The 21,774-nt window shown below is 61.5% G+C and carries 22 protein-coding genes; 18 read left to right on the top strand and 4 right to left on the bottom strand.

The window, feature by feature from the left end:
- Positions 1-88: 88 nt before the first annotated feature.
- A complete protein-coding gene (locus tag B5F22_RS03965; protein ID WP_087391118.1) occupies positions 89-1,018 on the bottom strand; it encodes an inorganic phosphate transporter in 930 nt (309 codons plus the stop codon).
- 140 nt (positions 1,019-1,158) lie between these two features.
- Between B5F22_RS03965 and B5F22_RS03960 the strand changes: the two genes are divergently transcribed.
- Genes B5F22_RS03960 through rpoD form a run of 3 tightly spaced genes read left to right on the top strand, consistent with a single transcriptional unit; the run spans position 1,159 to position 5,297 of the window.
- Positions 1,159-2,163 (top strand): deoxyguanosinetriphosphate triphosphohydrolase, encoded by a 1,005-nt coding sequence (locus B5F22_RS03960; protein WP_087231199.1) that lies wholly within the window; start codon positions 1,159-1,161, stop codon positions 2,161-2,163.
- Between the two features lie 36 nt (positions 2,164-2,199).
- Complete coding sequence (gene dnaG, locus B5F22_RS03955; RefSeq protein ID WP_087391115.1) at positions 2,200-3,978, top strand: DNA primase; 1,779 nt, start codon at positions 2,200-2,202, stop codon at positions 3,976-3,978.
- 5 nt (positions 3,979-3,983) lie between these two features.
- Positions 3,984-5,297, top strand: coding sequence for an RNA polymerase sigma factor RpoD (gene rpoD, locus B5F22_RS03950; RefSeq protein ID WP_087231205.1), 1,314 nt, complete (start codon positions 3,984-3,986; stop codon positions 5,295-5,297).
- 716 nt (positions 5,298-6,013) lie between these two features.
- On the opposite strand, the gene B5F22_RS03945 is transcribed toward rpoD, so the two are convergent.
- Genes B5F22_RS03945 through B5F22_RS03935 form a run of 3 tightly spaced genes read right to left on the bottom strand, consistent with a single transcriptional unit; the run spans position 6,014 to position 8,505 of the window.
- Complete coding sequence (locus B5F22_RS03945; RefSeq protein WP_087391113.1) at positions 6,014-6,481, bottom strand: hypothetical protein; 468 nt, start codon at positions 6,479-6,481, stop codon at positions 6,014-6,016.
- Positions 6,482-6,508: 27 nt separating this feature from the next.
- Positions 6,509-7,591, bottom strand: coding sequence for a DUF3592 domain-containing protein (locus B5F22_RS03940; RefSeq protein WP_087391110.1), 1,083 nt, complete (start codon positions 7,589-7,591; stop codon positions 6,509-6,511).
- A 14-nt stretch (positions 7,592-7,605) separates the two neighbouring features.
- Positions 7,606-8,505, bottom strand: a complete 900-nt coding sequence (locus tag B5F22_RS03935; RefSeq protein ID WP_087369589.1) for an RluA family pseudouridine synthase — start codon at positions 8,503-8,505, stop codon at positions 7,606-7,608.
- 131 nt (positions 8,506-8,636) lie between these two features.
- Between B5F22_RS03935 and B5F22_RS03930 the strand changes: the two genes are divergently transcribed.
- The 15 genes from B5F22_RS03930 to B5F22_RS03860 all read left to right on the top strand — a co-directional run bounded on the left by B5F22_RS03930 (position 8,637) and on the right by B5F22_RS03860 (position 21,771).
- Entirely contained in the window at positions 8,637-8,912 is a 276-nt protein-coding gene (locus B5F22_RS03930) for a YabP/YqfC family sporulation protein (protein WP_087231399.1), read from the top strand.
- A 4-nt stretch (positions 8,913-8,916) separates the two neighbouring features.
- Positions 8,917-10,164 carry a sporulation protein YqfD gene (locus B5F22_RS03925; protein WP_087391107.1) on the top strand — a complete coding sequence of 416 codons (1,248 nt, stop codon included), beginning with the start codon at positions 8,917-8,919 and terminating at the stop codon, positions 10,162-10,164.
- Between the two features lie 3 nt (positions 10,165-10,167).
- Positions 10,168-11,184, top strand: a complete 1,017-nt coding sequence (locus B5F22_RS03920) for a PhoH family protein (RefSeq protein ID WP_087369587.1) — start codon at positions 10,168-10,170, stop codon at positions 11,182-11,184.
- The gene (gene ybeY, locus B5F22_RS03915) at positions 11,177-11,671 is read left to right on the top strand and encodes an rRNA maturation RNase YbeY (RefSeq protein WP_087391104.1); all 495 of its coding nucleotides are present in this window, start codon (positions 11,177-11,179) and stop codon (positions 11,669-11,671) included. Before B5F22_RS03920 ends, ybeY begins: the two co-directional genes overlap by 8 nt.
- 26 nt (positions 11,672-11,697) lie before the next feature.
- Positions 11,698-12,252 carry a hypothetical protein gene (locus tag B5F22_RS03910; protein WP_087231227.1) on the top strand — a complete coding sequence of 185 codons (555 nt, stop codon included), beginning with the start codon at positions 11,698-11,700 and terminating at the stop codon, positions 12,250-12,252.
- Positions 12,253-12,321: 69 nt separating this feature from the next.
- Positions 12,322-13,218 (top strand): GTPase Era, encoded by an 897-nt coding sequence (gene era / locus B5F22_RS03905; RefSeq protein WP_087391100.1) that lies wholly within the window; start codon positions 12,322-12,324, stop codon positions 13,216-13,218.
- Between the two features lie 349 nt (positions 13,219-13,567).
- On the top strand, positions 13,568-14,068 hold the full coding sequence (locus tag B5F22_RS03900; protein WP_087391097.1) for a GNAT family N-acetyltransferase: 501 nt from the start codon (positions 13,568-13,570) through the stop codon (positions 14,066-14,068).
- A complete protein-coding gene (gene recO, locus B5F22_RS03895; RefSeq protein ID WP_087391094.1) occupies positions 14,059-14,835 on the top strand; it encodes a DNA repair protein RecO in 777 nt (258 codons plus the stop codon). The genes B5F22_RS03900 and recO overlap by 10 nt, the downstream gene beginning before the upstream one ends.
- On the top strand, positions 14,819-17,203 hold the full coding sequence (locus B5F22_RS03890) for an endonuclease MutS2 (RefSeq protein ID WP_087391091.1): 2,385 nt from the start codon (positions 14,819-14,821) through the stop codon (positions 17,201-17,203). The genes recO and B5F22_RS03890 overlap by 17 nt, the downstream gene beginning before the upstream one ends.
- A gap of 168 nt (positions 17,204-17,371) precedes the next feature.
- Positions 17,372-17,635, top strand: coding sequence for an HPr family phosphocarrier protein (locus B5F22_RS03885; RefSeq protein WP_087231242.1), 264 nt, complete (start codon positions 17,372-17,374; stop codon positions 17,633-17,635).
- A gap of 62 nt (positions 17,636-17,697) precedes the next feature.
- Positions 17,698-19,518: an excinuclease ABC subunit UvrC gene (gene uvrC / locus B5F22_RS03880; protein ID WP_087391088.1), complete on the top strand. Its 1,821-nt coding sequence runs from the start codon at positions 17,698-17,700 to the stop codon at positions 19,516-19,518.
- A 9-nt stretch (positions 19,519-19,527) separates the two neighbouring features.
- Entirely contained in the window at positions 19,528-20,073 is a 546-nt protein-coding gene (gene rsmD / locus B5F22_RS03875) for a 16S rRNA (guanine(966)-N(2))-methyltransferase RsmD (protein WP_087231247.1), read from the top strand.
- 4 nt (positions 20,074-20,077) lie between these two features.
- On the top strand, positions 20,078-20,569 hold the full coding sequence (gene coaD, locus B5F22_RS03870) for a pantetheine-phosphate adenylyltransferase (protein WP_087231249.1): 492 nt from the start codon (positions 20,078-20,080) through the stop codon (positions 20,567-20,569).
- A 13-nt stretch (positions 20,570-20,582) separates the two neighbouring features.
- The gene (locus B5F22_RS03865) at positions 20,583-21,095 is read left to right on the top strand and encodes a hypothetical protein (RefSeq protein ID WP_087231252.1); all 513 of its coding nucleotides are present in this window, start codon (positions 20,583-20,585) and stop codon (positions 21,093-21,095) included.
- A 259-nt stretch (positions 21,096-21,354) separates the two neighbouring features.
- On the top strand, positions 21,355-21,771 hold the full coding sequence (locus B5F22_RS03860; RefSeq protein WP_087231255.1) for a division/cell wall cluster transcriptional repressor MraZ: 417 nt from the start codon (positions 21,355-21,357) through the stop codon (positions 21,769-21,771).
- Positions 21,772-21,774 lie beyond the last annotated feature (3 nt).

The following is a 21,774-nucleotide window of genomic DNA, read 5'->3' as shown; positions in this document are numbered from 1 at the left end:
CCGGGAAAAGGGTTGCAATCTCACATATGGAAAACGCCGCTTGCCACAATCGTATGGTTGTGGTAAGCGGCGTTTCTCTGCGGTGCCTTCAACCCAAAAGAAGAGCAAACCCATACCCCAGCCCCATGCAGGCGGGGAAGGTGAGCGCCCATACCAGCAGTAGCTGGGCCACCACTCCCGCCTTGGGATGGGGGGAGGCCCCACAGATGGCGGCCACCTTGGCGTGGCTGGTGGACACGGGCAGGCCTAGAGCCGAGCACACCCCCAGCACCACCCCGGTGCCCAGATCGGCGGCCAGCCCCTGGGTGGGGGTGAGGTGGGCCAGCTCGTGGCCGATTTTCTCCACAATCCGCCGTCCCCCCAGCCCGGTGCCCAGGGCCATGGTGTCGGCGGTGAGCAGCAGCAGGATGAGGGGCGGCCGGGCGGCGCTCACTCCCTGGGCCATGAGAAGCAGGGCAAGAAACTTCTGCCCATCCTGGGCCCCGTGGAGAAAGGCGGTGAGGGCGGCGGCCCACCGCTGCCCCTGGATCGGGTTGTGGGGGATGCGACCCAGCCCACAGCACACTGCCCGGCCCGCCACCACCCCGGCGGGGAGGGAGAGCACCAGCCCCACCCCCACCGCCACCCAGGCGGAGGGCTGAATGTCCGCCCCCAGGGCCAGAGCCGCCCCGGACAGCCCTGCCAGCAGAGCGTGGCTCTCACTGGTGGGCAGGCCAAACCGCCATGCCGCCACACCCCATAAGATCACCGCCAGCAAGGCACCACACAGCCCCGCCTGGGTGGCCTGGGGGGAGGAAAAGCGCACCAGATTCTCCATGGTGGCGGCCACGGCGGGAAAACACAGGCAGGCCAGGGCCACCCCGGCAAAGTTGCACACCGCCGCCAAAGCTACGGCGGGGCGGAAGGACAGGGCCCCAGAGCCTACGGCGGTGGCAATGGCGTTGGGGGCGTCGGTCCAGCCGTTGACCAGAATGACGCATAGCACCAGAAAGGGTAACAGGGCGGCGTGGATGGGCATGAGACATTCCTCCTTGCCATACCCTATGGAGGGGACAAGAGGGGTATGAAAAAAGTTTTCAAAAAATTTTGATAAAAAGAAGGATTCCCGCCAGATATGGAGTATATAGTGATAGGAAATATCGGATAGGAGGGGTGCAAATGGAAATTCGTACCTATGCCGAGGAGTTGGAGCGACAGATTCTCTCTCCCCGGGCCTGCTTGGCTGCCCAGTCCAAAGGGCGGGCGGTGGACATCCCTCCCTGTCCCATGCGCACCTGTTTTCAGCGGGATGTGGACCGGGTGGTGCATTCCAAGGCCTTTCGGCGGCTGATGCACAAGACCCAGGTATTCCTCCAGCCGGAGGGGGACCACTACCGCACCCGCATGACCCACACCCTGGAGGTGTCGGGAATTGCCCGGAGCATGGCCCGGGCGTTGGGTCTGAACCAGGACCTCACCGAGGCCGCCGCCTTGGCCCACGATTTGGGCCACACCCCCTTTGGCCACGCCGGAGAGCGGGCGCTGAGCCGGATGGTGGAGGGGGGCTTCCGCCACTATGAGCAGTCCCTGCGGGTGGTGGACCGCCTGGAGCGGGACGGTGCCGGGCTGAACCTGTGCTATGAGGTGAGGGACGGCATTCTCCGCCACACCACCGGACCCATGGCGGAGACCCTGGAGGGGCAACTGGTGCGCTACGCCGACAAGATCGCCTACATCAACCACGACATTGACGACGCCATGCGGGGCGGCATCATCTACCCCACCGACATCCCCGTACACATCTCCCAGGTGCTGGGCTTCACCCACGGGGAGCGCATTGAGCGGCTGGTGCTGGACATTGTGGCCAATAGCCAGGAGGGCATGGAGATTCACCAGTCCCCGGAGGTGGCCCAGGCCATGGCAGAGCTGAAAAACTTCATGTTTGAGGCGGTGTACTTCAACCCCAAGGCAAAAGGGGAGGAGTCCAAGGCGGAGGACATGATCTGCCACATGTTTGAATACTACTGCAAGCACAACGACAAGCTCCCCTGTGAGTATCAGGACATTCTGGTGCGGGAGGGCGTGGAGCGGGCGGTCACCGACTACATCGCCGGCATGAGCGACGCCTACGCGGTGGAGAAATTTGAGGAGCTTTTTATCCCCATGCGGTGGATGATTAAATAAAATGAGATAAAAGTGGCCAGAATTGGGGGTGATACCATGGCCATACCGGAACAATTTTTGGACGAGCTGAGCAGTCGGCTCAACATTGTGGACGTGGTGTCCGCCTACGTCCCCCTCACCCGGAAGGGTGGCAACTACTGGGGCCTGTGTCCCTTCCACCGGGAAAAGACCCCCTCCTTCTCCGTCAACGAGAGCAAGCAGATTTTCCACTGCTTCGGCTGCGGCAAGGGGGGCGGTGCGGTGCGCTTTGTCATGGAGATGGAGAATCTCCCCTTCCCCGAGGCGGTGCGCAAGCTGGCCGCCCAGGCTGGCATGGAGGTGCCCGAGGACAACAGCAATGGTGCATGGCGGGAAAAACGCCAGCGCATTCTGGAGCTGAATAAAGAGGCCGCCCGGTTCTATCGCTCCATGCTCTCCCAGCCCGAAGGGGCCCAGGTGGCGGAGTATATCGCCAAAAAGCGGCGCATCAGCCCCAAGTTTTCCGCTCGGTTCGGTCTGGGGGCCGCCCCCAACGCCTGGGACCGGCTCATTTTGGCCATGCGGGAGAAGGGCTACGACAAGGCCGACCTCATCGAGGCGGGCCTGGCGGTGGCTGGGAAAAACGGCGGCATCTATGACAAGTACCGAAACCGCCTCATGCTCCCGGTCATCGACGTGCGGGGCAATGTCATTGGCTTTACCAGCCGGGTGATGGACGACTCCACCCCCAAGTACTTGAACACCCCGGAGACCGCCATCTTCAAAAAGCGGTCCATCCTATACGGCCTCAACTACGCAAAAAACACCAAACGGCCCAACATGATTCTGGTGGAGGGCAACATCGACGTCATCACCCTACACCAGGCGGGCTTTGACAACACCATTGCCACCATGGGCACGGCTTTGACGGAAGAGCACATCCGCATTCTGGAAAAGTACACCCAGGAGCTGGTGCTGTGCTACGACAACGACAACGCGGGCGTGGACGCCACCCAGCGGGCCATCGCCCTGCTGAAAGGCTCCCAACTGCAAGTGAAGGTGCTCCAGCTGCCCCGGCGGCGGGACGACAGTGGCCAGCTGGTGAAACAGGACGCCGACGACTTCATCAAGCACCAGGGGCCTGAGGTATTTGAAGGCCTGCTCCAGGGCTGCGCCAACTCGGTGGAGTACCGCCTGGAGGAGGTGCGCCAGGGCTTCGATTTGAGCCAGGACGACCAGAAGGCCCAGTACTTACAGGCGGCGGCGGGTCTGGTGGCGGGCCTCAACAGCCCGGTGGAGCGGGAGATCTACGGAAACCGAGCCGCCGACGCCGCCGGCATCAGCCGGGAGGCCATGGCCCAGGAGGTGGAGCAGCAGCGCCGCCAAAAAGGGCGACAGGCCCGGCGTCAGGAGGAGCGGCGCAGCCTCACTCCCACTCAGACCATTCAGCCCAAGCAGCGGGAGCTGAGGTATACCAATGTGGCCTCCGCTCTGGCGGAGGAGGGCGTGCTGCGGGTGGTGCTGCTGGACCCCAGTTATTTCCGGCAGCTGGAGGACTTACCTGCGTCCGATTTCTCGGCCCCTCTGCTGGGGCGGGCCTATGACCAGTTGCGGCAGCGGTGGCAGGCGGGCAAGCCGGTGAGCTTGGCGGCCCTGGACGGGGTGTTTACCCCGGAGGAGATGGACCACCTGTCCGCCGTGGTGCAGCAGCCCCAGCCCATGCACACCGCTCAGGCGGCCTTAGACGATTATAAGCAGACCATCCTTGCGCAACACCGCAGGGCAGACATACACAGCGGCCAGGACTTGGCCCAACTCAGAGACCTACTCAAACAGAAAAAAAGCTACGGAGGATGAAAACCATGAGTGAAAAGAAGAAAAACGGAAAGAAGCCCGAGGTGGCTTCCGGCATTAGCATGGTCAGCAAGGAAAAGTTCGAGAGCGCCAAGGCCGAGCTGGTGAAGCTGGTGGACGGCATCCAGGGCGGTGAGCGTCTGGTGGAGCTGGTGGACGCTGGCTACAAGAAGGGCAAGCTGTCCTCCGGTGAGATGATGGAAGTGCTGGAGTCCATGAACCTGGAGAGCGAGCAAATGGACAAGATGTACGACATCATGGAGAACCTGGGCGTGGACGCCGCCGGGGAAGAGGACCTGATGCCCATCCTCAGCGAGGAGGACCTGCTGCCCCCCGCCGAGGAGATGGAGGACTTCAACGAGGAGGAGCTGGTGGACCCCAACACCCTGGTGGACTCCTTCGCCATCGATGACCCCGTGCGCATGTACCTCAAGGAGATCGGTAAGGTGGACCTGCTCTCTCCCGACCAGGAGATCGAGCTGGCCCAGGCTATGGCCGCTGGCAACCTGGCCAAGGAGCAGAAGGCCGAGCTGGAGAAGACTGGGGAGGAGCTGCCCGCCGAGGTGCTCCAGGAGCTGAACAAGAGCATCAAGGCCGGGGAGCGGGCCAAGCAGAAGCTGGCCGAGGCCAACCTGCGTCTGGTGGTGTCCATCGCCAAGCGGTATGTGGGCCGTGGTATGCTGTTTTTGGACCTCATCCAGGAGGGCAACCTGGGTCTGATCAAGGCCGTGGAGAAGTTCGACTACACCAAGGGCTACAAGTTCTCCACCTACGCCACCTGGTGGATTCGTCAGGCCATCACCCGTGCCATTGCCGACCAGGCCCGTACCATCCGTATCCCCGTGCACATGGTGGAGACCATCAACAAGGTCATCCGGGTCAATCGTCAGCTGCTCCAGGAGCTGGGCCACGATCCCACCCCCGAGGAGACCGCCGCTGAGATGAACATGCCAGTGGAGAAGGTGCGGGAGATTTTGAAGATCGCCCAGGAGCCCGTCTCCCTGGAAACCCCCATCGGCGAGGAGGAGGACAGCCATTTGGGCGACTTCATCCCCGACGAGGACGCCTCCGAGCCCTCCGAGGCCGCCTCGTTCACCCTGTTGAAGGAGCAGCTGGTGGACGTGCTGTCCACCCTCACCCCCCGAGAGGAGAAGGTGCTGAAGCTGCGCTTCGGCATTGAGGACGGCCGTACCCGCACCCTGGAGGAAGTGGGCAAGGAGTTCAACGTCACCCGTGAGCGTATCCGTCAGATCGAGGCCAAGGCCCTGCGCAAGCTGCGCCACCCCAGCCGCTCCAAGAAGCTGAAGGACTTTTTGAGCTAATAGAAGCACAAACCCCCGCTGTGTCTGCCTCTAATTTGGGCAGATGCAGCGGGGTTTTCACTTCTTTGGAAAGGAAGACATAGGCTTGCCAGCCTGGCGGGGACGCTCCCCGCTGGGGGTTCCTTTTGCCCGGTCAAAAGGAACCAAAACCCGCTTAGGGCGTCCCCCCCTAAGGACCTCCCTGGGGTACGAGGCTGGACCTGCGTCAAAACTGAGTTCGGCCCGTGACCCTTGCTGTGGCCCCTGTTTCTGCCACCACACCAGTCCAACTTGGGCAACTGGCCCTATGGCTGGGTGGTTTCCATGCCCGGGCCTACCTTGGCGCAGCGGCGTTCCCGCCGCCGGGAGCCAGCCCCCATTAGCTGGGAACAGCGGCGCACCAGGGTAAGGCCCTGGCAGCAGAAAGACACACTAGCAGAGAAGCAAATACAAGCCATAGAACGACACGTCATCTATGTGACCCAACCGAACCAAGGGCCGAATAGAGAAGAACGCAGGGACGCCCAGTGCCGCGGGGTGGATTCCACAAGGCGGGGGAAGGCCCCGCCTTTGGCGGTCTTTGGTGACTTTCTGGCGGCAGAAAGTTACCCCAGCGGAGCGTCCCTGCCAGGGGCGCAGGTTTGCGCCTAGGACATGGGAGAACATCAATGTTTACTTGTAAAAAGCCAAAATAGGCAAAAAGGCAGGCGGTCATCTTCACCGCCTGTCTTTCTATCTTATTCGTCGTAATCCCAGTCCTCGTTTTCCTCCTCCAACTCGGGGTGGAAGGAGCGGAACTTGGAGAGCATGTACTCCACCGCTTCATCGTCTATGAGGTTGTAGTAGAAGCGGACAGGAGACTTGCCCGGCAGCTGGTAATAAAAGTACAGAGCGTTGTTCCCATCGCCATAGGAAGTCCAGGCCTTTTCCAGCTCACTGTAGCGGTGATAACGCCCGTTTCCCGGTTTGGTCTTATGATAAAAGCCGTTTTCACCTACCAGGAACTTCACGATGAACCGACGATACAGCCCCATCAACGTCATCACCAGCATGAACAGAGCAAACAGGCCTATAAAGAATACCGCCGGATTGTTTGCCAAAGCCAGCGCAATGGCAACGCCGCCAGATATGGCCAGGCCAATGAGGGGGAATATCACAGCCAAGCTGTCTTTCCCAATTTGATAGACCCACTTATCCTCTTGCATTTCCTTCACTCCTTGAAAAAACGAATCTTATCGGGCGGTTCGGTTGGAATCCCGACGCACCTTCGCCGGAGTAGCGGCGGGCTTTTTTAAGCTCCAGGCCACCACACCCACACACCCCAGACCCAAGGCCGTGGAGAGGGCCCCCAACAGCGTTTTGCTCATGGGGACGGTTTCTCCGGTGCCCCCGCCTATGGAGTCCCGGGAGAACTGGGGAGAAGCCGGGTTATAGTACACCGAGATGGTGTCGCCCAGCCGCATAGAGGTGTCCGAGGTGGTGGAGTTCTGATAGGACGCACCGTTGACGGTGTAGGAGTAGACGATATTGTAGGAATCGTCCTGGGTGGAGACGTTCACCACTGTGGCGGTGGTCTGGGTCCAGCTGTTGTTCTGGGGGTTCAGACGCAGCATGGCCACGATGTGGGGGGAGAGCAGGTACAGCCCGATGCCCAGCAGCACAATCCCCAACAGCAGCAGCGGCAGAGGGGGAACCTTGCTGGAAGCGGCGGTGCGGGCTCGGGGGGACGCCGTGGGGCGAGTTGGCTCCTGGACGTCCTGGTGCTGGGCCGCCGCAATGCGGGCCTTTAGCACCTGAATCTCGTGGCTGAATTGCTCCTTCTGAAAGAAAAATTGCCGGGTGACCCCAGACCCATCGGTGAAGAAGAAGAGAAAGGCATAGGAACGGGTGGCTCTGCTGCCCTGGGCCCCACGGGGACGGTATACCCGCCGAACCTCTCGGCACTCCTTGATCTCGGTGTAGCGGTAGTATTTACCGTTGAAGGGAGTGGTGCGAAGATAGAACCCCTGGGCGTCCATCTTCACCTGAAAGCACCGATAGCGCACCGCCAAATAGACCAGAATACCCACCATGGCCACAGCTCCGATGCCGGAGAAAAGGGCCAGGGAATTGTTGTGGGTGGTCACGCTGTGCAGGAGGATGGGCAGCAGGAGGAAAACCAGCAGCGCCAAAATCACCCCTGCCAACACCAGATAGCTCTTGCCGTTGGGCCTTCCGGTGATTTCACACCGCTCAGGCTCAGGTTCTGTGGCGGTGGATTCCAGGCTTTGGTCCCGGGTACGGGCCTGCCTGGATGTGTCTTTGTATCTGTTCATGGCGTTTGCCCATCTCAGCGGAACACTCGGTTGAAGTCCCGGGGCATCTTAGCCTTGAAGGTGGTGGGCTGTCCAGTGGCGGGGTGGGTGAAGGACAGCTCGTTAGCGTGGAGGCACAGCCGCCCGATGGGGTTGGTGCGGGCGTCATACTGCTTGTCCCCGGCAATGGGACAGCCTCGCTCCTTCATGTGGACACGAATCTGGTTTTTCCGGCCGGTATCAATGGAGATATCCAGCAGGGAGTAGCCGGAGCCGCTCTTAATGACCTCGTAGTTGGTGATGGCCTCCTTGGCCCCGGGGCCGGGGTCGCCGGAGAAGATCATGTGGGTCTTGGTCTCCACCAGGTAGGAGTGGATGGTGTCCCGTTCGGGGCGAGGGGTGCCCTCCACCACCGCCAGATAGCCCCGGCGGGTGACAATGTCGTTCCAACGGGACTGGAACAGCTCTTTGGTGGCCTCGTCCTTGGCGAACATCAGCACCCCGGAGGTGTCCCGGTCCAGACGGTGGATGACAAAAATGCGGTTGTCAATGTGCTGGCTCTTCACGTAGTCGGTGACCATGTGGTAGGCCGTGCGCACCTTCTCCTTCTCGTTGCCCACGCTCAAAAGCTTGGCGGGCTTGTTGACCACAATGAGGTGCTCGTCCTCAAAGAGGATGGGGAAGGGGAGGGTGTCCTGCTTGGGGGCGGACACGGACAGGATGGTCACCACCTGGCCGGGGGCCAGGGGCGTGTCGAACTGGGAGGTGGGCTTGCCGTCCACCGTCACCAGCTTGCGGGAGAGCAGGGACTTGACGTTGTTGCGGCTCTTCCCCTTGAGGGTAGCCAGCAGAAAGGGGAGGAGCGTGGTGGGCTCGGCTACCGTGTAGCTGGGCTCCCGGCTCTTATCCCGGTATTTGGAGTTGTTTGGTTGCATGGATGTTGTACCGCCTTTTCTTCACATTTCTCTTTACTCTATCACAACCTGGGGCAAATGTCCACGTAAAATCCCATTGGGACAGGCAAGTGGAGGGCTGATGGTTCATAGAGTTTCCAGAGGTGATGGACATGGAGAAAAAGCAGAGCCTGTTGGAGCGGGCCTCCCGGCTGTTGGATGTGCCGGGGGATGTGTTGGCGGGGCTGCCCCGGCTGGAGCTCATCGGAGACGGGGAGCTGCGCATGGAGCCACACCGGGGCATTTTGGCCTATGGACCGGAGGAAATCCACATCTCTGCGGGCAAACTGCTGGTGATGGTGAAAGGGGAGGGGCTGGAGCTGCGGGCCATGAACCCCACCCAGCTGCTCATCACCGGGCGCATCACAGCGGTGGAGTTGACGAGGTGAGGGTATGAAAAAATGGTTCAACCTGCTGTTGGGTTACGCCGTCATCCAGGTGACCGGGGCCTATCCCGAGCGGTTTCTCAATCTGTGCGCCCAGAACCGCCGGGGCTTTTGGCGGCTTAAGTGGCCCGACGCCCACACCGTCCAGGTGCGGGTGCACCTGTCCGACCTGGAGGAGCTCAAGGAGCTGGCAGGGCGGTGCGGGTGCACCCTGGAGGTGCTCTCACGCCGGGGCGGCGTGGCCCAGGCCCAGCGGCTGTCCAAGCGGTGGGGCTTTGTGCTGGGGCTGGGTCTGTGCCTGGCGGCGGTGAGCATCCTCAGCCAGTTTGTGCTGGTGGTGGAGGTGGTGGGCAATGAGACGGTGCCCTCCGCGGTGATTCTCACCCAGTTGGAGCGGCTGGGGGTGCGTCCGGGGGTGTACGCTCCCTCCATCGCCCAGCGGGAGGTGGTCAACGAGGCCCTGATCTCCCTGCCCGAACTGTCCTTTATGGCCATCAACCTCTACGGCACCCGGGTGGTGGTGCAGGTGGAGGAGGCCGACCCCCAGCCGGAGCTTCTGGACCAGTCCACCCCGGCGGACATTGTGGCCACCGCCGACGGCATCATTGAAGATATCCAGACTTCCGCAGGCCAGGCGCAATTTGTGGATGGTGACATTGTGGCCAAGGGGGAAGTGCTCATCAGCGGCACCATTCCCCTCTACCAGCAGAACCCGGAAAAGCCCTACGCCGGGGACCTGGTGGTCCACGCCACCGGCACCGTCACCGCCCGCACCTGGCGCACCCTGGAGGAGCGCCTGCCCCTGACGGTGCCCACCAAAGTGTATGAGGAGGACACCCACACCGGGTACCGCCTGGGAATTTTGGGGCTGGAACTGGATTTTTTCGAAAAGAGTAGCATTTTCCCCGAAGGATATGATAAAATAACCAACACAGAGTTCCTGGAACTGGGCGGCTACACCTGGCCGGTGTGGTGGCAGACCACCACCTACCGGGGGTACACCGTTCAGGAGCAGCAGGTGGACCCACAGCAGGGAGAAGCGCTGTTGAAGGAATGGTTGCAGCAGCGGCTGGAGCAGCTGCTGGAGGTGGGAGACGGGGAGATTCTCCACCAGGACTTTGTCACCCGGGTAGAGGGGGACACCCTGGTGGTGTCCATGGTGGCCGAGTGCCGGGAACAGATCGGCCGCACCGTGGAGCGCCCGGGTACCACCGGACACGTAGAACCGGAAACCCAGAGTGGGGAGGAATCTTAACAAATGACAGAGCAGTGCATCAGCATTGAGCGTATGGAGGAGGCCATCAACCTCTTTGGCCTCTTTGATGAAAATATCCGCATCATCGAGCAGGAACTGGGGGTCACGGTGGTAAACCGGGAGTCCAACCTGAAAATCTCCGGCGACGGGGAGGCGGTGATGTGGGCGGTGAAGGCGGTGCAGGGCCTTCTCTCCCTGTCCGCCAAGGGGGAGCCCATCAACCAGCAGAATGTGCGCTACATCATTGAGTTGGTGCGGGCGGGCAACGAGGGCAAGATCGCCCAGCTGGCGGGGGACGTGGTGTGCGTCACCGCCAAGGGCAAGCCCATCAAGGCCAAGACCGTGGGCCAGAAGAAGTATATTGACTCCATTAAGAACAACACCGTCACCCTGGGGGTGGGCCCCGCCGGTACCGGTAAGACCTACCTGGCGGTGGCCGCGGCTGTGGCCGCCTTCCGGGAAAAACAGATCAACCGCATCATCCTCACCCGTCCGGCGGTGGAGGCCGGGGAGCGGCTGGGCTTCCTGCCCGGCGACTTGCAGTCCAAGGTGGACCCCTACCTGCGCCCCCTGTACGACGCCCTCTTTGACATGCTGGGGGCGGAGACCTATCAGAAGTACCTGGAGCGGGGCAACATCGAGGTGGCCCCTCTGGCCTACATGCGTGGCCGCACCCTGGACGACAGCTTTATCATCCTGGACGAGGCCCAGAACACCAGCCGGGAGCAGATGAAAATGTTCCTCACCCGTATGGGCTTCGGCTCCAAGGTGGTCATCACCGGCGACGTGACCCAGATCGACCTGCCCGCCGACAAGACCAGCGGCCTGAAAGAGGCCATGCGGGTGCTGCGTGGGGTGGAGGATATCGCCATCTGTCAGCTCACCGACCAGGACGTGGTGCGCCACGTCATTGTCCAGCGCATCATCAAGGCCTATGACGACTACTATCACGCCAACCAGCCCCCCAAGGACAAGGATAAGGGCGGCGACAAGCAGGGGAGGAGGAAGACCCATGGCTGACAAGCACCAGATCTCCATCTCCACCGAGGTGGAGGGGGCGGACACCGAGGAAACCTGTGCCCTCATCCGCTCCACCATTGCCACCGCTCTGGCCGCTCAGGGGGTGGAAGTGCCCTGTGAAATTGACGTGCTGCTCAGCGACGACGCGGGCATCCACGCCATCAATCTGGACATGCGGGGGGTGGACCGCCCCACCGACGTCCTGTCCTTCCCCACGTTTGAGCTCACCCCCGGGGAGAAGCCCCAGGCGGATTGGGCTGACCCGGACAGTGGCTGTGTCCCCCTGGGGGATATGGTGCTGTCTCTGGAGCGGGTGGAGGCCCAGGCCCAGGAGTACGGCCACAGCCGGGAGCGGGAGCTTAGCTACCTGGTGGTGCACTCGGTGCTCCACCTGCTGGGCTACGACCACCTGGACGAGGGACCCCAGAAGGCTCAGATGCGGGCCCGAGAGGATGCCATCATGGAGGAAATTGGACTGACCCGATAACCAACGTGTGAAAAGGAGGCTGTACCATGAAGAGGTTGCTGATGTTATCCGCTGCCACCCTGTGCGCCGGGCTGCTTCTCACCGGGTGCACAGCCTTTATCAACAAAACCGAAGTGACCACGGAGGAGAAGGTCACCACCCTAAAGCCCGTTCAGACCCCAGAACCCGTGGGACAAACAGAGGTGTTTGACGCCCTGGCGGGAGAGAGCATTCTGGGTGTGGTGATTCTAAATCCCACCCAGGCGGAGCTGGACCTGGCGGGCAATGTGGACCAGGTGTACCCCGATCAGGAGTACGGCGAGTATATGCTCATTGTGCCCAAGCTTCCGGGGAGCACCATCACCTTGCAGGAGATCTCCTACGATACGAACACCGGAGAGATCACCGACATCCAGGACGTGCACACCACCAGCGGCCCCGAACCCGTGTCCATGCTGGTGCAGCAGGACATTCCCGAGGGCTTTCCCACCCTGCGGGTGGTCATTGAGGCCGACGGCCGCACCGGAACCTATGAGTTGAGCTATTACGGCAAAGGGGACGGACGGCGGGACTTCTATGTCATGTGGAACCGGGAGCCGTAAGTTCCCTTCCCAATATACAAACGGCCATTGTTCAATGCCGATACCAAAGAAAGTTGAGGATCATCTACTATGTCTCAGATCAAGAAAAGCGGAATTATCACCATCGTGGGCCGCCCCAACGTGGGCAAGTCCACCCTGACCAACACCCTGGTGGGGGAGAAGATCGCCATTGTCTCCTCCAAGCCCCAGACCACCCGTAACCGCATCTGTGCGGTGTTGAACCGAGGAGACACCCAGTTCGTCTTTGTGGACACCCCCGGCCTGCACAAGGCCCGCACTCGTCTGGGCGACTACATGGTGAAGGTGGTGCGCCAGTCCGTGGCGGACGTGGACGGGGTCATGCTGCTGGTGGAGCCTGTGGACCGCATCGGCCCCGCCGAAGAGGAGCTCATTGGCCGCATCAAGGCCCTGGGCGCCCCCGCCGTGCTGGTCATCAATAAGATTGACACCATCGAGAAGGAAAAGCTGCTGTCTGTGATGGCCGTGTATGGCGCCGCCCACAACTGGGACGCCGTCATGCCCATTTCCGCCAAAACCGGGGAGGGTGTGGAAGAACTGCTGGACCTGCTGGCCAAGTGGATTCCCGAGGGGCCCCAGCTGTTCCCCGACGATGTGGTCACCGACCAGCCCGAGCGGCAGATCATGGCGGAGATCGTCCGGGAGAAGCTGCTGCGCAACCTGGACCAGGAGATTCCCCACGGCACCGCCGTGGAGGTGACCCGGTTCACCCAGCGGGACGACGACATCATCGACTGCCACGTCACCATCTACTGTGAGAAGGACTCCCACAAGGGCATCATCATCGGCAAGAAGGGCTCCATGCTCAAGAAGATCTCCACCCAGGCCCGGGAGGACATGGAGGCCTTTATGGGGGCCAAGGTGTACCTGGAAACTTGGGTGAAGGTGAAAGAAAACTGGCGTGACAATGTGAGTCTGATTCACAATTTTGGATATACCGAGGACTAAAGCCTCGCAGAGTTCGCACCCGCAGGTGCGAAAAAATTGAAAACCATTTTCTTCGGCGACATGTGCGGCGAAGAAAATACTTCTCAGCCCGCAAGTGTGGAATTTGTCCTCCCACGCTGGACAAATTATGCGCGCGGCGGGCTGCAACCCACTCAAAAAGATGCTTGCATCTTTTTGAAGGATTTTCCACACATAACCCCACACATCCCCTCTCACCCTAAGGGTAGAAAGGGGATGTGAAGCGTGAAGCCATTGGGGAACTGGGAGCTGTTTTGGAAGACCGGGCTGCCCGAGGCGTGGCTCATGACCCGCTGGGAGCGCCCGGAGACGGAGAAAGAAGGAAAGACCAATGCTCAAACGTGTCACCCAGGTGGAGCCGGAGACGGTGCGCCGTCTGGTGGACCTCTACCGGGAGTCCATGGACCAACTGGCACGCCATTTTGAATCGCCCCAGGCCATGGAACAGGCTTATGAAGAGTTTTTGAAAGAATTTGTCACCCACCACCGCCAGATGGTGCTGGTGGAGGAGGTGGACGGCGTGTGGGTCAGCGGCCTGCGCTGCGTGGAATGTGCCCCGGGAGTGTGGTTCCTGGAGGCCCTGGAGACCGCGCCCCAGGCCCGGGGCAAGGGCTGGGCCAAACAGCTGATCTGCCACACCCAGGAGCTGCTCACTGGGCAGGGAGCGGGCGAGCTATTCGGCCTGGTGTCGCCCCGGAATACCCCCTCCATCGCCACCCATGTGGCCTGTGGCTTTGTGGCCACGGATCGCCAACCCATCAACGGCTGGGGAGAGGAGGAGCCGGGCATGATTGTGTATGCCTGGCAATCGGAGGACGCCCCATGTACCTGACCACCACAGCCCTGGTCCTGCGGGAAGTGGAGTACAAGGACTCGGATAAGCTGCTCACGGTGCTCACACCGGAGCAGGGTAAACTCACCCTGTCTGCCCGGGGGGTACGCAAGAAGAAGGACGCCACCGCTGCCGCCTGCCAAGTGCTGACCTGGGCCGAGTTCACCCTCTCCCAGCGTCAGGGCCGCTGGCAGGTGAAGGAGGCGGTGACCCAGCGGGCCTTTCGTGGAGTGCGGGAGGACCTGGACAAGCTGGCCCTGGGCAGCTATTTTGCCCAGGTCACCGAGACCCTGTGTGAGGAGGAACAGCCCGAGCCGGAGCTGCTGGCCCTCACCCTCAACGCCCTCCACGCCCTGGACCAGATGCCGGTGTCCCTCACCCAGGTGAAGACCGCCTTTGAGTGGAAGGCCATGGCCCTGGCGGGCTATGAGCCCATGGTGGGGGAGTGCGGGGTGTGCGGCTGCGAGACCCCAGAGTCCCCCTGCCTCCACCTGCGGGAAGGGGTGCTCCACTGCAAGGGGTGCCGGGAGAAGCTGGGGGAGGGAGTGTCCATGCCTCTGACCGGGGCGGCTCTGGCGGCCCTGCGATACATCATGTGGGGCAACCCCAAGCGGCTGTTCTCCTTTACTTTGGACGAACCGTCCCTCCGCAAGCTGGCGGACGCCTCCGAGGCCTATCTCATGACCCAGTTGGAACGAGGATTTCATACCCTGGACTTCTATAAGTCCTTGCATACGGAGACTATGACATATGACAGAACTACTTGAAAAATCCATACAGACCCTGGAACTGCCGCGGGTGCTGGCCATGCTGGCCGACGAGGCGGTGACCGAGGAGGGCAAGGAGACCTGCCGGAAGGTGCGACCTCAGACGGTGGTGTCCGACGTGTCCCGGCTGCAAAAGCAGACCTCAGCCGCCTTTCAAATGCTGGTCAAGCACGGCACACCCTCCTTTTCCGGGGTGCGCCCGGTGGCCGCTGCCTTGCAGCGGGCGGACCGGGGCGGCGCATTGAACACCCGGGAGCTGCTGGACATCGCCCAGGTGCTGCGCTGCTCCCGCAATGTGCGGGAGTACGGAGTGGGGGAGAGCACGGAAAAGACCGTACTGGACGGCTACTTCCACAGCCTGTCCCCCAACCGCTTTTTGGAGGAGAAGATCAGCGGCTCCATTCTCAGCGAGGATGAAATTGCCGACTCTGCTTCCCCCGAGCTGGCGGACATCCGCCGCCACATCCGGGCGGCGGCGGGGAAGGTGCGGGATGTGCTCAACCGCCTCATCTCCTCCAACCAGTCCAAGTATTTGCAGGAGTCCATCATCACCATGCGGGGCGGCCGCTACGTGGTGCCGGTGAAGAGCGAGCACAAAAACGAGATTCCCGGCCTGGTCCACGACGTGTCCGGCTCCGGCGGCACCTTCTTCATCGAGCCCATGGGGGTGGTCAACGCCAACAATGAGCTGCGAGAGCTGCAAATGAAGGAGCAGAAGGAGATCGAGCGTATTCTGGCGGAGCTGTCTGCCGATTGCGCCGGGTTCCGGGAGGGCATCGAGGACAACTACCGCACCCTCATTGCCCTGGACGTCATCTTCGCCCGGGCCAAGCTGTCCACCCACATGGGGGGCATGGAGCCGGTGCTGGGGGACTACATCGAGCTCCACAAGGCCCGCCACCCCCTGCTGGACCCCAAGACCGCTGTGCGCAACGTCCTGTACTTGGGCAAAGATTTTGACACCCTGGTCATCACCGGCCCCAACACCGGCGGTAAGACGGTGACCTTGAAGACCCTGGGCCTCTTGACCCTCATGGCCCAGTGCGGCCTCCACATTCCCGCCATGGACGGGTCCACCATTCGGGTGTGCTCGGCGGTGCTGGCGGACATCGGAGACGAGCAGTCCATTGACCAGTCCCTGTCCACCTTCTCCTCCCACATGGTGAACATTGTGGCCATGCTGGAGCAGTTGGATGAGGACACCCTGGTGCTCTTTGACGAGTTGGGAGCGGGCACCGACCCGGTGGAGGGCGCAGCCCTGGCCGCCGCCATCATCGAGTCCGCCCGTCAGCTGGGAGCCCGTGTGGCGGCCACCACCCACTACGCCGAGTTGAAGGTGTACGCCATGACCACCGAAGGGGTGGAAAACGCCTCCTGCGAGTTTAACGTGGACACTCTAGCCCCCACTTACCGGGTGCTCATCGGCATCCCCGGCAAGTCCAACGCCTTTGCCATCTCCCGCCGCTTGGGACTGCCCGACTACATCATCCAGCGGGCTGCCGACCGGATTGATGCCGAGAACGTCCGCTTTGAGGACGTCATCAGCCAGCTGGAGAGCCAGCGCCAGGCCATGGAGCGGGAGAAGGAGAAGGCCCAGGAGCTGCGCCGAGAGATGGAGCGCACCAAGGCCGAGGCGGACCACTACCGGGAGCGCATCGAGGAGGAGCGGCGGAAGGCCACCGAGAAAGCCCAGGCCGAGGCCCGTGCCATCATTCAGGAGGCCCGGGACACCGCCGATGCCGTGTTTAAGGAACTCAACGCCATGCGCCGCCGCCAGGAGAAGGCCAAGGAGTGGGTGGACGACAACCAGCAGCGCTCCGACCTGCGCCGCACCCTCAACGAGGCGGAGAACGCCCTGGGTGCCAAGGGCGAGGAGCTGGAAGCCCCCGCACCCAACCGCCCGGCGGTGGTGGGAGACATGGTGGAGGTGCTGAAAACCCACACCCAGGCCCAGGTGGTGGGGGTGAACAAGGACGGCACCCTCCAGCTCCAGGCGGGCATCTTGAAGCTCAAGGCCAAGCAGGACGAGGTGCGGGTGCTGGAAGAGGCCACCGCCCGTCACAAGCAGAGCCAGAAGGACAAGGCCCGCAAATCCACCGTCACCCGTCCCTTCCGGGCCGCTGCCGCCAAGGCGGAGCTGGACCTGCGGGGTATGATGGTGGACGAGGCCCTGGCTGCTGTGGACATGTTCCTGGACAACGCCCTCATGGGCAAGCTGGAGACGGTAACCATCATCCATGGCAAGGGCACCGGCGCTTTGCGCAAGGCGGTGCGGGAGCACCTCAAGCACAGCCGATATGTGAAATCTGCCCGCCCTGGTGCATATGGTGAAGGAGAGGACGGCGTCACCGTGGTGACCATGAAATAACCAAGGAACGGGTGAATCGTACTTTTCACCAAACGGACCGCTGCGATTTGTACAAAATGCTGTTGACGTTACTTGCCAAATTTGGTATGCTAGGAATGCAAAATATTTTCGGGGAAAGCGCGGGATAGTACTCCCCCAATCCAAGCAAGAATATGGAGGGACTCTCTTATGGTAACGAAAGAGACTGTTGTGAACAACCAGGTTGGCCTGCACGCTCGTCCGGCCACCTTCTTTATCCAGAAAGCCAATGAATTCAAGAGCTCCGTGTGGGTGGAAAAGGAAGAGCGCCGTGTCAACGCCAAGAGCCTGCTGGGCGTGCTCTCTCTGGGCATCGTGAAGGGCACCGCCATCACCCTCATCGCCGACGGCCCCGACGAGGAGGAGGCTGTCAACGCTCTGGTGGAGCTGATCAACTCCGATTTTTCTGAGTAAGCCAGACGGAACAAAGCGCCGCTCACAGCGGCGCTTTTTTTATCTCATGGGGGAGGTTGTCTATGACCTTTGAAGAGCTGCGGGACAAGGCCCACGCACTGCCGTTAAAGCCTGGGGTGTATATCATGCAAAACGCCGCCAGTGAAGTGATCTACGTGGGCAAGGCCAAGGCGCTGAAAAACCGGGTGAGCCAGTATTTCCAGGACCAGAGCCGCCACAATGAGAAGACCCGGGCCATGGTCTCCCAGATCCACCACTTTGACGTCATTGTGGTGGCCACGGAGTTCGAGGCCCTGGTGCTGGAGTGCGCCCTCATCAAGCGCCACCAGCCCCGGTATAACATTCTGCTCAAGGACAGCAAGGGCTACCCCTATATCCGCCTCAGCGTCCAGGAGGAGTACCCCCAGTTCTCCCTCACCTCCAAGGTGGCCCGGGACGGGGCCCGGTATTTCGGCCCCTATGGCACCCGGGGGGCCAGCCAGGGCATCATCGACGCCCTGCTCTCCGCTTTGCGCCTGCCCACCTGCAAGCGGAAATTCCCCCGGGACATCGGCAAGGAGCGCCCCTGCCTCAACTTCCACATGGGCACCTGTGACGGCTATTGTCGTGCCGATATGGACCAGAGCCAGTACCGGGCTAACATGGACAAGGCGGTGCAGCTGCTGGAGGGCAAGCTGGACCAGGTGGTGGCGGAGTGGACCCAAGCCATGGAGCAGGCCGCCGAGGACCTGCGCTTTGAAAAGGCCGCCCAGTACCGGGACCGGATTCGGGCGGTGCAGCTGCTGGCCAAGCGACAGAAGGCGGTGGTGGGTTCTCTGGCGGACACCGACGTGGTGGGCTACCACCGGGGAGAGGCCAAGAGCTGTTTTGTGGTGCTCCACTATGTGGACGGGGAGCTGGCGGCCAAGGACTGGCAGCTGCTGCCCCTGCCCATGGAGGAGGACGAGGGGGAGAGTGTGGCCACGCTGACTGCCCAGTATTACCAGGGCCGCCAGGCCCTGCCCCGGCAGATTCTCCTCCCCCTGGACTTTGACGGCCAGGTGGAGCTGGCCCGGATGCTCACCCAGGCGGTGGGCCGGAAGGTGGAACTGCTCACCCCCCAGCGAGGGGCCAAAACCGAGCTGGTGGCCATGGCCAACCAAAACGCCGCCGAGGAGGTGCAGCGGGCCACCTCCGCCCAGGAGCGCACCTCCAAGCTCATGGAGGCCCTGGGGCGGCTGTTGGGCCTGCCCAAGCCCCCCCACCGCATGGAGGCCTTTGACATCTCAAACAGCGGAAATGCGGACATTGTGGCCTCCATGACGGTGCACGTGGACGGCAGGCCCCTGAAACGGGACTACCGCCACTTCACCCTCAAGGGGCTGGAGCACGCCGACGACTACGCCTCCATGGAGCAGGTCATCGCCCGCCGTTTCCGGCGGTATCTGGACGGGGACGAGAAGTTCGGGGAGATGCCCGACGTGCTGCTCATGGACGGCGGCGTGGGACAGGTGCGGGCGGCGGCCTCTGCCCTGAAAGAACTGGGCCTCAGCGTCCCCATCTTCGGCATGGTCAAGGACGACCGACACCGCACCCGGGCCCTGGTGGACGGGGAGGGGCAGGAGATCGGCTTGCAGCAAAACCAGGCCCTCTTTGCCCTCATTGGCCGCATCCAGGAGGAGACCCACCGCTTTGCCATTGAATTTATGCGCTCTAGGCAGGGCAAGCGGATGAAGGGTTCGGTGCTGGACGAGATTGCCGGGGTGGGCCCCACCCGCAAGACCGCCCTGCTCCGCCATTTTAAGAGCATGAAGGCCATTCGAGGAGCCTCTGTGGAGCAGCTGCGAGAAGTGGTGCCTCAAAACGCCGCCCAGGCGGTATATGACTATTTTCATAAGGAGTGAGACGTTACCATGCGTGTCATCACGGGAACGGCCCGGGGAAAGCGGCTCAAGGAGCTGCCCGGCATGGACACCCGCCCCACCACCGACCGGGTGAAAGAGGGGCTTTTCAATATCATTCAGTTTGACATTCCCGGCAGACGGGTACTGGACCTGTTTGCCGGCACCGGACAGCTGGGCATTGAGTGCCTGTCCCGGGGGGCGGCCTGGTGCGATTTTGTGGACCATTCTCCCGCCGCCATGAAGATCGTGCGGGAGAATGTGAAGGCCTGCAACCTCACCGACCGGGCGGCCTTCCACCAAACCGAGTTCGACGCCTTCCTGGCCAGCGCCAAGGGGCCCTATGACTTGGTGTTTCTCGACCCGCCCTATGCCTCTGACTGCATAAAACAGGCCCTGGAACGCATGACGGCAATTGACATTGTGTCGAGAAATGGTATAATAGTATGCGAGTCTCCAGTGGAAGCCCAGCTTCCGGAGCTTGCGGCCCCCTATGAGAAGGGGCGTGACTACCGGTACGGAAAGATCAAGCTGACCTTGTACCGCAGGAGTGTGTGACCCAATGAAACGAGCCATCTACCCCGGCAGCTTTGACCCGGTGACGCTGGGGCATTTGAACATCATCAAGCGGGCGGCCGCCATTTTTGACGAGCTCATCGTGTGTGTGATGGTCAATTCCAGCAAAAACGGCCTGTTCACCCCGGAAGAGCGGGTGGAACTCATTGAGAAGGTGACGGAAGGACTACCAAATGTGAAGGTGGACTGTTCCCGCCAGCTGCTGGCCGACTACGCCAGACAGCACGGGGCCAAGGTGCTGGTGAAGGGTTTGCGGGCCGTGTCCGACTATGAGTCTGAGATTCAAATGGCCATGATCAATGCCAAGCTGTATGAGGAGCTGGACACCGTGTTTTTGTACACCAGTCCCAAGTACGCCTATCTCAGCTCCACCGTCGTGAAAGAAATGGCGAGATACGGGGCAGACCTATCGGAATTTGTCCCGAGACAGATTATTACCCAGGTACAGAATCGGGTCAATGGGGCCCAGGAACAATAAGGAGGAATTACCTATGGCAACTTCTGTGGAAGAATTGCTGAATATGCTGTTTGATATGGTGGACGAGGCCCGCAATGCGCCTTTGAGCTCTGAGAAGTGCGTCATCGAGCGGGACAAGGCCCTGGACCTCATCGAGGACGCCAAGGCCCAGCTGCCCGTGGAGCTGGCCGAGGCCCGCAAGGTGCTCAACAACCGCAACGAGCTGCTCTCCAGTGCCAAGCGTGAGGCCGAGGAGCTGCAGAAGCGGGCAGAGAACGAGGCCCGCCGCCTGGTCAGCGAGACCGAGGTGATGGCGGTGGCCCGCCAGAAGGCCAGCGAGATGATGGCCCAGGCCGACCAGAAGTCCAAGGAAATGCGCACCGTTGCCAACCAGTACTGTGAGGACGTGATGCGCCGGGCGGAGGAGGCTCTGGGCGAGGCCCACGCCGAGATGCGCCGGGTGCAGAGCAAGTTCCACGAGGCCCTGGGAATTCCCAGCAGCACAACCTCTGCCAACCGCGCCTACGACGCCGAGGCAGATCAATAAGAGAGATTTGAATGGAGGACCGCAGGATGGCGCACATTCTGTGGTCCTCCATTTTACTCCACCACCCGGGACGCCCGGGAGGTATGGAACGAATAAGTGACCCAATTCCCGGCGTTTGGCAGAATAAACAGGGGAATCCGTGATTTTATTCAAGAAAACTTCATATTTTTCCAGGAAAAAAGTCCTTGCAATTTCCACCAGGGGGATGTATACTAGGGATAACTTGGAGTGAAATGGAGTGAAATGGAGGGGACGCGGGATGACTGGCACCTACGAGCATAGTCTTGACAGCGCCGGGCGTCTCATTGTGCCGTCCAAACTCCGGGAGGAATTGGGCTCCCAGTTTTACCTGGCTGTGGGTGTCAAGGAGAATCTGACCTTGTACCCCATGGCGGCGTGGAACAAGCTCCAAGAGCGGGTGGCCAACCTGACCACCGCGCAGGCAGCCTCCATGGATGTCTTCTTTGCCTCGGCTCAACTTTGCGAGCCGGACAAGCAGTGGCGCTTTCAGGTGCCCTCTTATTTGAAGGACTACGCCAAGATTGATCGGGATGTGGTGATTACCGGCAACAACGACCGGGCCCAGATCTGGAGTGCGGAGAACTGGAAGGCCAAGACCGCACAGCAGCTCAACCCCGAGCACATTGCGGCACTGTTGGAAGGACTGGGGATTTAATCC

The sequence above is a fragment of the Pseudoflavonifractor sp. An187 genome, assembly GCF_002160275.1.
GTDB classification, from domain to species: domain Bacteria; phylum Bacillota; class Clostridia; order Oscillospirales; family Oscillospiraceae; genus Enterenecus; species Enterenecus faecium.
The sequence above is the reverse complement of the archived record's forward strand: the minus strand, read 5'-3'. Positions and strand labels throughout refer to the sequence as shown.